Consider the following 14,260-nt stretch of genomic DNA (forward strand, 5'->3'; position numbering starts at 1 on the left):
ACGGCTTGGACCCAAGGGCGGCCCCGGTGGCCGCCCTTTTCTTGCAGAACGGATGAACAGCCAGCGATGGTGCCTCAACCCAACATACGCGACTGGAGCGGCGTCATTGCCCTGGGCCTGATCTGGGGCGGCACCTTCATGGTCGTCGCGATGGCGTTGGAAGGCTATGGCCCGATCACGGTGGCCACGGCGCGGACGACGCTGGGCGCGGTGATGCTGCTGGCCTTGATGGGGCTGTCCGGGCGGCGCATCCCCAGCCTGACACCAAGTCTGGCCTGGTCGGTGATCCTGATCGGCATCCTGTCCACCGCGCTGCCTTTCGTGCTGCTCAGCTGGGGGCAGCAATATGTACCCTCGGCCTTTGCCGGGCTGTCCATGGCCGCAATTCCGTTGATGGTGCTGCCGCTGGCGCATTTCTTTTCGGATGAACCCCTGAACGCACGCCGGTTCGTGGGGGTATCGTTGGGATTTACCGGAGCGCTGACGCTGATCGGCCCGGGGCTTGCGCAACTGGGCAGCGGGGCCGAGCCGCTGGCCCAACTGGCCTGCATCGGGGCGGCGTTCTGCTATTCGGTGGCGTCGATCCTGACCCGGCGCTGCCCGCCGATCGACCCGGTGGTTCTGGCCGCGCTGACATTGGTGGTGGGCGCGGTGATCCTGCTGCCGATCATGATGGCGACCGAGGGCGTGCCCACCCCACAGGGTCTGCGCCCCACGCTTGCCTTGATCGTGCTGGGGCTTGTGCCAACGGCCTTTGCGACGTTGCTTCGGGTGTCGATCATTCGCAGCGCCGGGTCAGTATTCATGACGCTGGTGAACTATCAGGTGCCGGTCTGGTCGATGATCTTCGGCGCGTGGATCCTGTCCGAGGCGCTGCCGCTGCGGTTCTACATCGCGCTGGCGCTGATCCTGACCGGAATGGCGATTAGCCAATGGTTCAGTTTGCGCAAATTGCTGTTGGGCTACTGACGCGCGGCAGCTTCGACCTCAGCCACGATCCCATCGACGACCTGTGCCAAAAGGGCGTCGTCCTCGCATTCCGCCATCACGCGGATCAAAGGCTCGGTGCCCGACTTGCGGATCAGCAACCGCCCCTGCCCGTTCAGCCGCGCCTCGGCATCGGCAATCGCGGCCTTGACTGTCTCCGCTTCCAGCGGAGCCTGCCCCTCGCCATAGCGCACGTTCTTCAACAGTTGCGGCACCGTCTCGAACTGTTGCGCCAGATCCGAGGCCTTGCGCCCCGAATTCACCATCTCGGCCAGGAAATGCAGCCCCGCCATCAGGCCATCACCCGTGGTGGCATAGTCACTCATGACGATATGGCCGGATTGCTCGCCGCCAAGGTTGAACCCGCCTTCCCGCATACGCTCGACCACATAGCGGTCTCCGACCGCCGTCCGTTCCAGCCGCAGCCCGCGCGCACCCAGGAACCGTTCCAGCCCCAGGTTCGACATGACGGTCGCAACAAGCGCGCCGCCTTTCAGCCGTTCGGAAGAGGCCCAGGCGGTAGCCAGAAGGGCCATGAGTTGATCGCCATCGGCGACCTGCCCGGTTTCATCCACGATCACGACCCGGTCGGCATCACCGTCGAGGCAGATGCCCACATCCGCCCCATGCGCCACGACGGCCTCGGCCGCCACGCGCGGCTGGGTCGAGCCGCAACCCAGGTTGATGTTCTTGCCGTTGGGCGCGGTTCCCACCGGGATCACCTCGGCCCCCAGTTCCCACAGCACTTCGGGCGCGGTGCGGTGCGCGGCGCCGTTGGCGCAGTCGATCACCACCTTGAGGCCATCCAAACGCAGCTCGCGCGGCAGAGATGACTTGACCCGCTCGCCATAGCGGAACCGCGCGTCATCGACACGCCGGGCGCGCCCGATATTCTGCGCCTGCGCGGGTTTGACCCCCTCTTCGATCAGCTGTTCGATTTCAAGTTCGGCTTGGTCGGACAGTTTGAACCCATCGGGGCCAAAGAACTTGATCCCGTTGTCCTCGGCCGGGTTGTGGCTGGCCGAGATCATCACACCCAGATCGGCCCGCATCGACCGGGTCATCAGTCCGACCGCCGGTGTCGGCACCGGCCCCAGCAGCAGCACGTTCATGCCGGTCGACGTCAGACCCGCCGTCAGCGCGTTTTCCAGCATATAGCCCGACAGGCGCGTATCCTTGCCGATCACCACCCGGTGAACGCCTGAGCCATCCCGGCGGAAGTACCGCCCCACCGCCGCGCCGATCCGCAACGCCATCTCGGCCGTCATCGGATAGGTGTTGGCGGTGCCCCGCACCCCGTCGGTTCCGAACAGCTTGCGCATACCTGTTACTCCACAAAGTCCTGCCTGCGACCGGATTACCGGACAGCGGCCCACAGGCGCAAGGCCTGAGCGGTCTCTGCCACGTCATGCACCCGGATGATCTGCACACCTTGCGACAATCCGGCCAACGCAACGGCAATTGATCCCGGCGCGCGGGCATCCTTGCGCGGTTCCGCGCCGATCCGGCCGATGAAGCCCTTGCGCGATACGCCCAGCAGGATCGGGCAGCCCAACCCGTGAAACAGGCTGAGATTGCGCAGCAGGGTCAGGTTGTGTTCCTCGGTCTTTCCAAACCCGATACCCGGATCGACGATGATCCGGCCCCGATTCAGCCCAAGGCCTTCCAGACGGGCCACTTGCCCCGACAGGAAATCGAAAACGTCCAGCAGAACGTCATCATAAGTCGGGTTGTCCTGCATCGTGGCCGGGTCGCCCTGCATGTGCATCACGCAGACCGGCGCGTTGATCTTGGCGCAGAAAGCGCCAAGCGCGGGATCGAAGGTAAAGCCCGAAACGTCGTTGATCAGCCCCGCCCCCGCCTCAACAGCGGCCCTTGCCACGGCGGATTTGCGCGTGTCGATCGAAATCAGCGCCGGTGTCTCGGCCCGGATCGCGCGGATCAAGGGCTGGGTGCGGGCGATCTCTTCTTCCTCGGGCACAAAATCCGCACCGGGGCGCGTGGATTCACCGCCGATGTCCAGAATGGTCGCACCGTGCGCGACCATTTCCCGGGCTGCTGCACACGCGGCGTCGGGGGTGTTGTGCTTGCCACCGTCGGAAAAACTGTCGGGCGTGGCGTTCAGGATGCCCATGATCTGCGGCTGCGTCATCTCCAGCCCGGCAATCGCGGCGCGCGGTTGCGTCAGCCGGTCGAGCCACGTTTCAGGGATATCGGCAGCCGCAACGATCCGGGGTGCCGCGTCACGCTGCAGACATTCGGCATGGGTGAACCACAGGTCCTGCCCCGCCAGCAGCAAGGCCTCGTCCGGGCGCACAGGCCCGTGTTGCACCAATGGGCGATAGTAGCTGGTCACAGTTTCGCCTGCTCCACCGGAACCGCCCGAAGCGGCGTTTTAGGCGACTCGGGCAGTTCCCCGCCAATGACAAGCATTTCGCTGGCCTCAAAGGTGGCGGCGAACCAGGCGGCCAAGGCCACCGCATCGGACGGCGCCGCCGAAGGCCCGTCGACCGCATCCAGCACGATCTTGGACGGCGCCCAGACGCAGATCTGGCCGTTCTTCATAGCCCAGTCCAGTTCGGTCCGGGTCGAGACGACGACGCAGCGATGATCACGCGCGGCCAGCACCCAGGCGTTCTGCTCGATCGCCAGCAGGTCGATCCGGCGCTGGGTCATGGCATGGCCGGTCTGCGGCACCGGCAGATCGGAGGCGCCTACGCACAGAATCAGCGGTCGCTGTCGGTTTTCCAACTGGTCGATCCAGCCCGACAAATTTTCGGACTCAATCGCTGCGTTCGACAGAAAGACCAGCCGGGGATGTGGGCGCTCTTCCTCGATGACATCGTGATGGACCGCATCCTTGCCACGAACGATCTCGACACCCAAAGCACCCGGACCGCGATCCAGTTTTTCAATGCGGACAAAAGCTCTTACCGCCTGAGGTTCAAGCAGGATCCGCTCGGCTATTCGATCCGCCAGTGTCTCGAGCAAGTTCAGACGCTCGGCCGCCAGTTCATAGGCGATGGCCTCGGTCACCCGGTCATAGGACAGGATGCGATCGACATCATCGTCGATGTTTTCGGTCAGCGGCCGCACTTCGACCACGATGTTGAAACAGATGCGCTGGGTGGTGCCCCGTTCGGCCTGAAAGGCGCCGATCTCAACCTCGACAATGTGGTCGCGCAACGAGATACGATCCAGCGGCCCGCGTGGCGCAGTCGCCTCGGACCGTTCGGACGGGTGCGCAAAGGCAAGGCGGATTTCAGTACTCATGGCACGGGCCTTTTCGGGCAGCTTGGACAGGTTTGCCCAATTTATTGGTTCCGCGCGGCTATAGCATTCAAGCAAACGCCATTCCAGCCGCCGAATGCGGCGTCAGGTGACGCGGTACCAACTCATCATACCCGATGCGGCGTGTCCAAGCATATGGCAATGCAGCAGCCAGTTGCCCGGGTTGTCCGTAACCAGAGCAATCTCGCGAGTCTCGCCGCGTTCGACCAGAACCGTGTCGCGCCACGGGCCAAGGGTCCCGTCCGGCAAGATCAACCGAAAGTGGTGACCATGCAGGTGCATCGCGTGCGGGAATACCGTTTCGTTCACGAAGGCGATCCGGTGAACACTTCCCACGGACGCATCAAGAAACGGGTCATCGGGTCGCTCGGCGTAGCCATTCAGCGCCCAGAACCGCCCCAGCTGAGCCAGCTCCCGGCCCGAGAGCTCGGTCTCGCCAATCCGCGCGCTTTCAAGCCAGCGCATAGCACCGCCCTGCAGCCTCATCTCGTGCCGCGGTACGTTGTTGAGGTCCGTCAATTCCGGAAGCGGGTTCGGCGGCAATGGCCGGACTCCCGACCGGGGATTGGAAGCCGCCTGCCCTGCCACTGAAAATCGGGCCAAACCAAAGGCGCCGTCACGTTCCTGACTGAACAGGCTGGCCGTTTCCGCATCCGCAGCCAGCACATCCACCAACAAATCCGCACGTTGTGCCGGGGCCAGCGGGAACGTGTCCTCAATCGGGATCGGCTCGGCCAAAGGCATTCCATCCAGCGCGACGATCCATCCGGACATTCCGTCTAGGCCTACGGTGAAGACACGCGCATTTGCGGCGTTGACCAACCTCAGACGCATGCGTTGGTTTTGTTGAACAGGAAAGGATGGGTCGAATGCTCCATTGACGGTAATGAGGTTTCCCAGCCGACCAGCATGGCTGAGGTCATGACCGTTGTCGAAGTCTTGGGTAATCTGGGCCGTTTCCGGATCAAGTCGCCAGTCATCGAGCATCAGCACCAGATCCTGCTCCACATCCGGCGCTTCGGACTCGTGCACGATCAAAGGGCCATACAGGCCACGGGCCACCTGTTCGACTGACTTGTTATGCGCATGATACCAATAGGTTCCGGCGTCCGGCACGATGAAATCATAGTCGAAGGTCGCGCCGCTTGGAACCGCTTCCTGAGTAAGACCCGGCACGCCATCCATAGCGTTGTCGATGCGGATACCATGCCAATGAACCGAGGTGGCTTGCGGTAATTCGTTCACCAAGCGGCGCTGAACCCGCTCGCCTTGCTGCAGATGGATTGGGCTGCCTGGCACCGACCCATCAAAGCCCCAGATATCGGTTTCCGGAAACCCCGGAGGGGCAATCAACTGAGCGCCCTCGCGCGCAGTCAGGGTCAGCGGCGCGGAGCGCGCCAGCGTTGGAAACACCGCAAGCGCGGCGGCAGATTTCAAAAGGCTTCGGCGGCTCAGATTCATTGCGGATCTCCTTGACCGCAATATAGCCCTTGGTTTCACCCGCGCCATCAACGTTCCAGCGCGGGTGCGTCAATGCGCGCTAGTTGCTCGCAGTGCGGTAGTTGTGGCGGTAGAAGATATGCACACCGATGCGCGCAGTTTCCTTGTAAACGCGCGACCACGACGGGCGCACCGCCTTGGTGTGGTAATGCGTGGCCCCCGACGTCAGCGGGTCGCTGACGCCCTCGATCGCCACCTTGGCAACTTTGGCCACGCGCTCATAGGCTTTCTTCTCGTGAATGACTTCCTTGCGGCCGTCACAGGTATAGGTGAACTGGCACTGATATTTCTTGCCTGTTCCCTGACGGATCACGCCGCAGACGGTGTTCGGGAAACGGGTGCTTTCCACCCGGTTCAAAATCACCTCGGCAACCGCGAATTGGCCGCGCACGCTCTCTCCGCGCGCTTCGAAATACAGGGCCTCGGCCAAGCATTTCAGATCTTCGCCACCGCTGGCTTTGGGCTGTTGGTCCAGCCAGGCCTTGGTGTAGGAAATCTCAACCGGTTGGACCTCTTTCCTAGGTTGGAACAGCTTCAGATAGTCGCGAAAGCTTTGTCCCGGCACCTCGTTGCGCGACACCAGTTCGCGCTTGGCAGTCTCGGTGGCTTCCCTCTCGGCAACGGACGCACTCGGCATCACGGTTGCCGCCGCAATGGCAACAGCCAGTATATATCGTAGCATCAGATAACCTCGCACAGGCACTTCACGCGCCATACCCTCCCCCGGCGGGCGCGACGGGGTCTTAACGCAGAAGGCGCGAAAGGTCCAGTTCTGAGGAAAAAGCAAGAAAAATCTTGCCCGCGGGGCCAAAATTAATCAGCCACAGGTCCATCCCGAAACCACTATTCCTAGGGCTTTGACGGCCTGTCAACCCCCAAGTTTTGACGAAATCGCCAACTGAGCGGCAGCCAGCCGAGCGACCGGGACTCGGAAGGGTGAACAGGACACATAATCGAACCCCAAATCCCGACAAAGGGCGATTGATTCGGGGTTGCCGCCATGTTCACCACAGACCGAAAGCGTGACATCGGGCCGAGCTGTACGCCCCCGCTCCGAGCCCAGCTTGAGCAGTTCGCCGACCCCATCGGCGTCCAGAACATGGAACGGATCCTCGGTGAACACCCCCTGCCGAACATAGGCTGACATGAAGCGTCCCGCGTCGTCGCGCGACAGACCATAGGTCATCTGCGTCAGGTCATTGGTGCCGAAACTCAGGAACGAGGCATGAGGAGCGATTTCCTCGGCGCGCAAACAGGCCCGGGGCGTTTCGACCATCACACCCAACCGGTATTCAAACTCCTGACCACGCTCGGCCGCAACGGCTGCGGCAACCGTGTCCACCCGCGCCTTGATCAGTTCAACTTCGCGCTTGGCCGAAACCAGCGGGATCATGACCTCGGGCACCACCGGCGCGCCATTTTTGCTGGCTTCGAGCGTCGCCTCGAAGATCGCGCGGGCTTGCATGTCATAGATCTCGGGCACCGTTATTCCAAGGCGTACGCCCCGCAACCCCAGCATGGGGTTGTACTCGCTCATTTCGTCCACCCGACGCTCGACATCCGAAACAGGAAGGTCCAGCGCTTCGGCCAGTTCGCGCTGCCCGCTGCGCGTGGTCGGCAGAAACTCGTGCAGAGGCGGATCAAACAACCGTATGCAGACGGGCTGCCCTTCCATGATCCGGAAAAGCTGCACAAAATCATCGCGTTGCATCGGAAGCAACCGCTCCAAAACCGCCGCGCGCCCCGATGAAGTCTGAGCGAAAATCATCTCGCGCATCACGATCAGACGACCGGGGTCGAAAAACATATGCTCGGTTCGGCACAACCCAATCCCCTGCGCTTGGAAGTTCCGCGCAGCCTGCGCGTCGGCAGGAGTGTCGGCATTGGCACGAATTGATATGTCACGCTCGGCGTCGGCCCAGCTCATCAAAGTCTGAAAACAGTCATCCAGTGCGGCTTCGAGCATCGCCGGCTCGCCCGCCAACACCTGGCCCGAGCTTCCGTCAATCGTCAGAATGTCGCCTGTGGTGAAAACGCGGCCGTCCGGAACGGTAAGCTGCTTTTTCTTGGTCTGGAACCGCATTTCGGACGCGCCGACGATACAGGGCAGCCCCAGCCCGCGCCCGATCACGGCCGCATGGCTGGTCATGCCACCCTTTTCGGTCAGTACGGCGACCGCGGCGTGCATGCCGCGCACATCCTCGGGCGAGGTTTCACGGCGCACCAGAATGCAGGGCTCGCCGCGCGCGGCGCTGGCCTGTGCCTCGGCCGAAGTGAACACGATCCGGCCGGTGGCCGCCCCGGGACTGGCCCCGATGCCCGTGGTCAGCACGTCACGCTTGGCCTCGGGATGCACCTGACGGTGCAGCAACTCATTCAGCGAATGCGGATCGATCCGCATGACGGCTTCCTGCTGGGTGATGATGCCATCCTCGGCCAATCGAACGGCGATCCGCATGGCGGCGCGGGCGCTGCGCTGAACGCGGACCCCGTCCAGAATATGCACCTTGCCGTTTTCGATCACGAATTCGACCTGCATCTCTTCGCGCAATTTGCACCGCATCAACGCCGCATGGGCCTTGAGGTCGGCAAAGGCCTGAGGCGCAACATCCTCGAGCGCTTGCCCGCGCGGGTCTTTTTCAAGGTAGAGGGCCGCAACCCCCTCGCCCAGCGCATCACGCCCCTGGCTTTGGCTCAGGTAGCGGCCTGTGATCTGCGGCATGCCGGTCGAGGAATCCACCAGCTGCAGCACACCCGATCCGCATTCGCCCTGGCCGACGCCCGGGATCATCTCCTGGATGACAAGGCCCAGCCCGGCATCCGCCGGAGCGCCCTTGGCCTGCCGCAACAGGCGGGCGGACGTACCATCCCACGCCCGCGCCATCGAGCGCAGGACCGCCAGCAACTGCTCGCCCCGGTCCTGGGGGAACGCTTCGTCGGTTTCGTCCTCATACGCGCGCAGGGTCTGGCGCAGGCCTTCGCGACCATCGGCTTCGATGTCGTCGAAAACATCCGCGTCCAGACGCGCAACGTGGATCGCATAGCTTTGGACGAACCGCAGATACAATGCGGCGGCGGCCTCGGGGCCCATCTTGTCGGACAATTCCACGAAACGGGCATCGTTCATCCCGATGTTCAGAACCGCGCCGGGGCCACCCCAGTCAGGGTCCTCGGAACTGGGGCGCACGCACAGCAACGCCGATGCGTCGAACTGTTCAATTATAGCTTCGATTGCCGGGATATCGCCGTCAGCGATCCGCCGCACCTGATCGAAGGACAGGGCCACCGTACGCGGTACGGGAAGGTCCAACCGCACGAGGCGCTGCAGACATTTCGCCCGGCCGCCATGGGTGTCGGCGGCGACAGGAGCATCAGGAGTGATGAGCGTGGTATGCGGATTATTCTGCACTGCGGCACCTTTTGGTTTCACCGCAGCATAAGCGCCCCAGCCTTCCGCGCAAGGGCCTTGTGGGCGCGCCAGAGCGCGCCCTTTGGGTCAGCCTTCGATCTTGGTCAGGTCCGCGACGCTCGAGCAGATCTGGCGGATCTGGCTCAGCAGATTCAGGCGGTTGCGGCGCAGCACGGCATTGTCGGAATTGACCTGGACGTCCTCGAAGAACGCGTCGATCGGCCCGCGCAGCGCGGCCATGGCCGCCATCGCCGCCGGGAAATCCTCGGCCTTGAGTGCCGGTGCAATCTTGGCCTGTGCCTGATCCAGCGCGGCGAACAGGGCCTTTTCGCTGTCGGTCTCGGCGAATTTCAGATCGGCACCGAAAGAGTATTCGACCCCGTCCTTCTCCTCGGCCTGGGTCAGGATGTTGTTGGCGCGCTTGAACCCCTGCACCAGATTTTCGCCATCTTCGGTCGCGATCACCGTATTCAACGCGCGGGCGCGTTTGACCAGCAGGTTCAGGTCGTCATTGCCGTCCATCGCGATGCAGGCGTCGATCACGTCGTGGCGAATGCCCTCGTCACGTAGGAAGACCTTGAGGCGGTCGTGGAAGAAGGTCAGCAGATCCTCCGACGTATCGGGCACCTTCCGTTCAAGATGCATAAAGTCCGTCACTTGGTGTTTCCCGGCCTCGTCGCCCGCAAGCTTCTCCTTCACCGTGCGGAACGCCGCTCCGAAAACACCGTGATCGGCGATTTCATCCAACAGCTCTGCGACATGCTCGTCGTGCAAAGCTTCGTTCGAAGCCGCTTCGGCCCGAACCAGTTGCGCGTCGAAGAAACGGTCGAGCTTCAGCCGCAGATCATTGTTCAGGATCAATCGGGTCACCCCTAACGCCGCCCGACGCAGCGCGAACGGGTCCTTCGAGCCGGTGGGTTTTTCATCAATCGCCCAGAACCCGGTCAGCGTGTCCAGCTTGTCGGCCAGCGCCACGGTCACCGACAGCGGCGCGGTGGGCACGTCATCCGACGGGCCCAGGGGCGAGTAATGCTCCTGCGCCACGGCGGCCACGGCGGCGTCTTCTCCAGCCGCCTCAATGTAATACCGCCCCATAAGCCCCTGAAGTTCGGGGAATTCATAGACCATTTCCGAACTCAGATCGGCCTTTGCCAGCCGCGCGGCCTTTTCGGCCTGGTCCGGGTCGCCGCCGGTCAGCGGGGCCAGTTCGCGGGCCAGTGCGGCAATGCGCTCGATCCGCTGCGCCTGGGTGCCCAGCTTGTTGTGGAAGGTCACGTTCTCCAGCGCGCGGGTCCATTGCGTAATGTCCGATTTGGCGACGCGTAGGTCGTTCTCCCAGAAGAATTTCGCATCGGCCAGACGCGCCGACAGCACCTTCTGGTTGCCGGCCAGGATGGTCGCGCCATTGTCGGTGGTCTCGCGGTTGGCCACGGTGATGAACCGTTCGATCCGCCCCGTCTTGGGGTTGCGGACCGAGAAGAATTTTTGGTGCTCTTTCATCGAGGTCTGCAGCACCTCGGGCGGCAGGTCGAGGAATTCATCGTCGATCTGCCCCATCAGCACAACCGGCCATTCGACCAGCCCGGCCACCTCGGCCAGCAGGCCCTTGTCCTCGACCAGCTCCAGACCGGCAGCAAAGGCCAGGTTCTGTGCGTCGTTCCAGATGTGCTCGGCCCGTTCCTCGGGCGGCAGCACGACAAAGGCGCGTTTCAGCTTGGCGGCGTAATCCTCGAACCCGGTCACGGCAAACCGGCCCGGCGCCATGAAGCGGTGGCCCTCGGTGGTGTCACCGGCGGTGATCCCGTCGACCTCCATCGGCACGACCTGCGCGCCGGCTTCATCGCCAAGGACGCACAGGATCGAATGAAGCGGGCGCACCCAGCGCAGGGCCCCGCTGCCCCAGCGCATGGATTTCGGCCAGGGGAAGTTGCGGATCGTGTCGGCCAGAACCTCGGCCACGATCTCGGCCGCCGGGCGGCCCGGTTTCTCGATGGCGGCGAAATAGACCGCACCTTTGGGCGTGTCCCGTTCCTCGAGCTGGTTCCGGCTGATCCCCGCGCCCCGCAGGAAGCCTTCGATCGCCTTTTCAGGCGCGCCAACCTTGGGGCCCTTGCGCTCCTCGCGGATGGTGGGGCTTTCCGCCAGCAGCCCCTCGACCGCCAGCGTCAGGCGGCGCGGCGTGGTCAGGGCGTGGGCATGGGCGTAGGTCAAACCGGCCTCGACCAGACCGTCGGTGATCCGTTTTTTCAGATCCTCGCCGGCGCGGGTCTGCATGCGCGCGGGGATTTCCTCGGAAAACAGTTCGATCAGCAGGTCGGGCATTTTCGATCCTTAGAAATTGACGATCGTCTGGATGACGATGGCGTTGGCGATATCCACGAAGAATGCGGATACAAGGGGGAGCACGATAAAGGCAATAGGCGAAGGCCCGTATCGCTTGGTTACGGCCGTCATATTGGCAATTGCGGTCGGTGTCGCGCCCAGCGCGAAGCCGCCGAACCCCGCCGCCAGCACGGCCGCGCGGTAGTTGGCGCCCATGACCGGGAACAGAACCCAGATCACGAAGGCCACCGCAAACAACGTCTGCGCCGTCATGATCACCACGATGGACAGGCCCAAATCGGCGATGGTCCACAGCTGCAGGCTCATCAGCGACATGGCCAGAAACGCGCCCAGCGCGAATTCCGAGATCAGCGCCAGCGACGGCGTGCGCGACACCGGCGCGGCGCGCGGGGCCAGCAGCGGGCGCAGGTTGCCGATCACGATACCCATGATCAGGCAGGGCACGAACAGCGGCAGTTTCAAACCCGCGGCCAGGATCACCTCGGACAGAGCATAGCCCGCGATGATGGCCATGTTCAGGTACAGCAGCACCCGCATCACCGTCAGGTGGTCGATCTTCGCGGCCGCGTCTGACGGCTCGTCGGGCACGCCGATGGTATGTTCCTCGTCCGGGCGGTTTGGCGACAGGTCGCGTCCTTCGATCAACAGACGCGCGATGGGGCCACCGACCAGCGCCGCCAGGACCAAGCCCAAGGTCGCAACTGCAACGCCCAGCTCGGTCGCGCCCTCAAGCCCGGTGACCTGCGCGACCTCGGGCGCCCAGGCGATGGCGGTGCCGTGGCCGCCGATCAGGGCAGCCGAGCCGAACAGAACGCCGGACTGCGCCGGATAGCCGAAGGCCGCCGCCCCCGCCGCGCCGATCAGGTTCTGCGCCACGATCGTCAGCAACGTCAGGATCAGCAGCAGCACCAGAGGCTTTCCGCCCGCGATCAGATCGGACAGCCGGGCGTTCAGGCCGATCCCGGCAAAGAACAGCACCAGCAGGAAATCCCGCGCGGTCAGGTCGAACTCCAGTTCCATCCCGAACAGCAGATACAGCGTCAGAACCACCAGCGAGGCCAACAGACCTCCGGTCACGGGTTCGGGAATGTTGAACCGCCGCAGGACCTCGGCGCGGGCGTTGATCTCCGCGCCCATCAGGTAGACGGCAAAGCCCAGCGTTGCCGTCAGAAATCCGGGGATTTCAACGATGAACCCCATCCCGCCCACTCAGTTTTCCGGTCGGGGCGGGCACTCTTCGCCGACAACCGTTCCGTCATAGGCCTTTTCGCCGCAGTTGTTCAGGGCATGCCAGGCAAAGCCCGAGCCGTCCTGCGTCACCGCGACGATCCGATCAACGCCGTAGTGGATGTTCTTGACCCCTATGAACGCGCGGGCGGATCCGTTCGCCAACGCCTCGGCCAGAGTAGCCGCATCATAGCAGTCGAACCAACCCGGGGCCGTCAGCGGCTCGGCCTTTTCGGCGCTCATGTAGCGGACGGCCAGTTGTTCCGGTTTCAGATCTGTCTGGAAACACGCCCGATACCGGATCGGAGAGCTGTCGGCGTCGATCGCCTGAAACGCGCTGTAGGCAATTGGCACCGGTTGGCCGGTCGCGGTTTCGGTCAGAACAACATCCTGACCGGGTGAGGGTTCGACCTCGTAGTAGTAGCCGTAGACCTGCAGGTAATACATGCTGACGCCAGCAATGACGGCGCAAGCGACCAACAGAATTGCCAGCATTTTCCCGGTCATGCGCGATCCTCCTGTGGGGTGCGACGGGCCATCAGGCCTCAAAGCCTGCCGCCTCGGTCTGCACGAAGGCATCGGCGCATTGCTTGGCCAGCGCGCGCACCCGCCCGATATAGGCCTGCCGCTCGGTCACCGAGATCACGCCGCGCGCGTCCAGGAGGTTGAAGATATGGCTGGCCTTGATGCACTGGTCATAAGCAGGATGCGCCATGATGATGCGCTTGCCGGTTTTGGGGTCAACGTTTTCCTGGCTCAGGATCGCGGCGCATTCTTCCTCGGCCTCTTCGAAGTGGCGCAGCAAAACCTCGGTGTTGGCCACATCAAAGTTCCAACGGGCGTATTCCTCTTCGGTTTGCTTGAAGATGTCGCCATATGTCAGCGGGCTGGGCGATTGCGGGTCGTTGAAGGGCATGTCCATTACGTGGTCGATGCCCAGGACATACATCGCCAGCCGTTCCAGACCATATGTCAGCTCGCCCGAGACCGGCGCGCAGTCATGGCCGCCGACCTGCTGGAAATAGGTAAACTGGCTGACTTCCATGCCGTCGCACCAGACCTCCCATCCCAGGCCCCATGCGCCCAGGGTGGGGCTTTCCCAGTCATCCTCGACGAAACGGATGTCGTGCAGGTCCATGTCGATGCCGATGGCCTGAAGGCTGCCCAGATACAGCTCTTGCAGGTCCGGAGGGCTGGGTTTGATCAGCACCTGGTACTGATAGTAGTGCTGCAAGCGGTTGGGGTTCTCGCCATAGCGCCCATCGGTCGGACGGCGCGACGGTTGAACGTAGGCCGCAGCCCAGGGTTTGGACCCCAAAGCCCGCAGGGTGGTTGCAGGGTGGAAGGTACCGGCACCGACCTCCATGTCGTATGGCTGCAGGATGGCACAGCCCTTCGAGGCCCAGTAGTTCTGAAGCCGCAGGATGATTTCCTGAAATGAACGTGGTGCGCTGGACGGTTCGGTCATGACATTCCCTTTGGGCGCGGATTTGCCCGGTTCCG

At 63.3% G+C, this 14,260-nt stretch carries 11 protein-coding genes; 1 reads left to right on the forward strand and 10 read right to left on the reverse strand.

Annotation, left to right across the window (positions count from 1 at the left end):
* Positions 1-66: 66 nt before the first annotated feature.
* A complete protein-coding gene (locus K3752_RS10690) occupies positions 67-969 on the forward strand; it encodes a DMT family transporter (protein ID WP_260063216.1) in 903 nt (300 codons plus the stop codon).
* On the opposite strand, the gene glmM is transcribed toward K3752_RS10690, so the two are convergent.
* The 10 genes from glmM to K3752_RS10740 form a co-directional block, all read right to left on the reverse strand.
* Complete coding sequence (gene glmM / locus K3752_RS10695; protein WP_170538780.1) at positions 963-2,309, reverse strand: phosphoglucosamine mutase; 1,347 nt, start codon at positions 2,307-2,309, stop codon at positions 963-965. The genes K3752_RS10690 and glmM overlap by 7 nt on opposite strands.
* Before the next feature lie 35 nt (positions 2,310-2,344).
* Positions 2,345-3,343, reverse strand: coding sequence for a dihydropteroate synthase (gene folP / locus K3752_RS10700; protein ID WP_260063217.1), 999 nt, complete (start codon positions 3,341-3,343; stop codon positions 2,345-2,347).
* Complete coding sequence (locus tag K3752_RS10705; RefSeq protein WP_170402279.1) at positions 3,340-4,260, reverse strand: dihydroneopterin aldolase; 921 nt, start codon at positions 4,258-4,260, stop codon at positions 3,340-3,342. The genes folP and K3752_RS10705 overlap by 4 nt, the downstream gene beginning before the upstream one ends.
* A 102-nt stretch (positions 4,261-4,362) precedes the next feature.
* A complete protein-coding gene (locus tag K3752_RS10710) occupies positions 4,363-5,739 on the reverse strand; it encodes a multicopper oxidase family protein (RefSeq protein ID WP_260063218.1) in 1,377 nt (458 codons plus the stop codon).
* Between the two features lie 79 nt (positions 5,740-5,818).
* Positions 5,819-6,460 carry a cell wall hydrolase gene (locus tag K3752_RS10715; protein ID WP_260063219.1) on the reverse strand — a complete coding sequence of 214 codons (642 nt, stop codon included), beginning with the start codon at positions 6,458-6,460 and terminating at the stop codon, positions 5,819-5,821.
* A 186-nt stretch (positions 6,461-6,646) separates the two neighbouring features.
* The gene (locus K3752_RS10720; RefSeq protein ID WP_260063220.1) at positions 6,647-9,208 is read right to left on the reverse strand and encodes a pyruvate, phosphate dikinase; all 2,562 of its coding nucleotides are present in this window, start codon (positions 9,206-9,208) and stop codon (positions 6,647-6,649) included.
* Between the two features lie 66 nt (positions 9,209-9,274).
* On the reverse strand, positions 9,275-11,509 hold the full coding sequence (gene glyS / locus K3752_RS10725; RefSeq protein ID WP_260063221.1) for a glycine--tRNA ligase subunit beta: 2,235 nt from the start codon (positions 11,507-11,509) through the stop codon (positions 9,275-9,277).
* Between the two features lie 9 nt (positions 11,510-11,518).
* Entirely contained in the window at positions 11,519-12,730 is a 1,212-nt protein-coding gene (gene gltS, locus K3752_RS10730) for a sodium/glutamate symporter (RefSeq protein ID WP_170370724.1), read from the reverse strand.
* 9 nt (positions 12,731-12,739) lie between these two features.
* Positions 12,740-13,264, reverse strand: coding sequence for a DUF6446 family protein (locus K3752_RS10735; RefSeq protein WP_170446621.1), 525 nt, complete (start codon positions 13,262-13,264; stop codon positions 12,740-12,742).
* A 31-nt stretch (positions 13,265-13,295) separates the two neighbouring features.
* On the reverse strand, positions 13,296-14,225 hold the full coding sequence (locus K3752_RS10740) for a glycine--tRNA ligase subunit alpha (RefSeq protein WP_093962505.1): 930 nt from the start codon (positions 14,223-14,225) through the stop codon (positions 13,296-13,298).
* Positions 14,226-14,260: the final 35 nt, after the last annotated feature.

It is taken from the genome of Ruegeria sp. B32 (genome assembly GCF_025141855.1).
In the GTDB taxonomy this organism is placed as follows: Bacteria; Pseudomonadota; Alphaproteobacteria; order Rhodobacterales; family Rhodobacteraceae; genus Ruegeria; species Ruegeria arenilitoris.

Excerpts from the sequence above, each read along its gene's own strand:
- K3752_RS10690 (WP_260063216.1), top strand. The coding sequence starts at position 67 with ATGGTGCCTCAACCCAACATACGCGACTGGAGCGGCGTCATTGCCCTG.
- glmM (WP_170538780.1), bottom strand. The coding sequence starts at position 2,309 with ATGCGCAAGCTGTTCGGAACCGACGGGGTGCGGGGCACCGCCAACACC.
- K3752_RS10705 (WP_170402279.1), bottom strand. The coding sequence starts at position 4,260 with ATGAGTACTGAAATCCGCCTTGCCTTTGCGCACCCGTCCGAACGGTCC.
- K3752_RS10710 (WP_260063218.1), bottom strand. The coding sequence starts at position 5,739 with ATGAATCTGAGCCGCCGAAGCCTTTTGAAATCTGCCGCCGCGCTTGCG.
- K3752_RS10715 (WP_260063219.1), bottom strand. The coding sequence starts at position 6,460 with ATGCTACGATATATACTGGCTGTTGCCATTGCGGCGGCAACCGTGATG.
- glyS (WP_260063221.1), bottom strand. The coding sequence starts at position 11,509 with ATGCCCGACCTGCTGATCGAACTGTTTTCCGAGGAAATCCCCGCGCGC.
- gltS (WP_170370724.1), bottom strand. The coding sequence starts at position 12,730 with ATGGGGTTCATCGTTGAAATCCCCGGATTTCTGACGGCAACGCTGGGC.
- K3752_RS10735 (WP_170446621.1), bottom strand. The coding sequence starts at position 13,264 with ATGACCGGGAAAATGCTGGCAATTCTGTTGGTCGCTTGCGCCGTCATT.
- K3752_RS10740 (WP_093962505.1), bottom strand. The coding sequence starts at position 14,225 with ATGACCGAACCGTCCAGCGCACCACGTTCATTTCAGGAAATCATCCTG.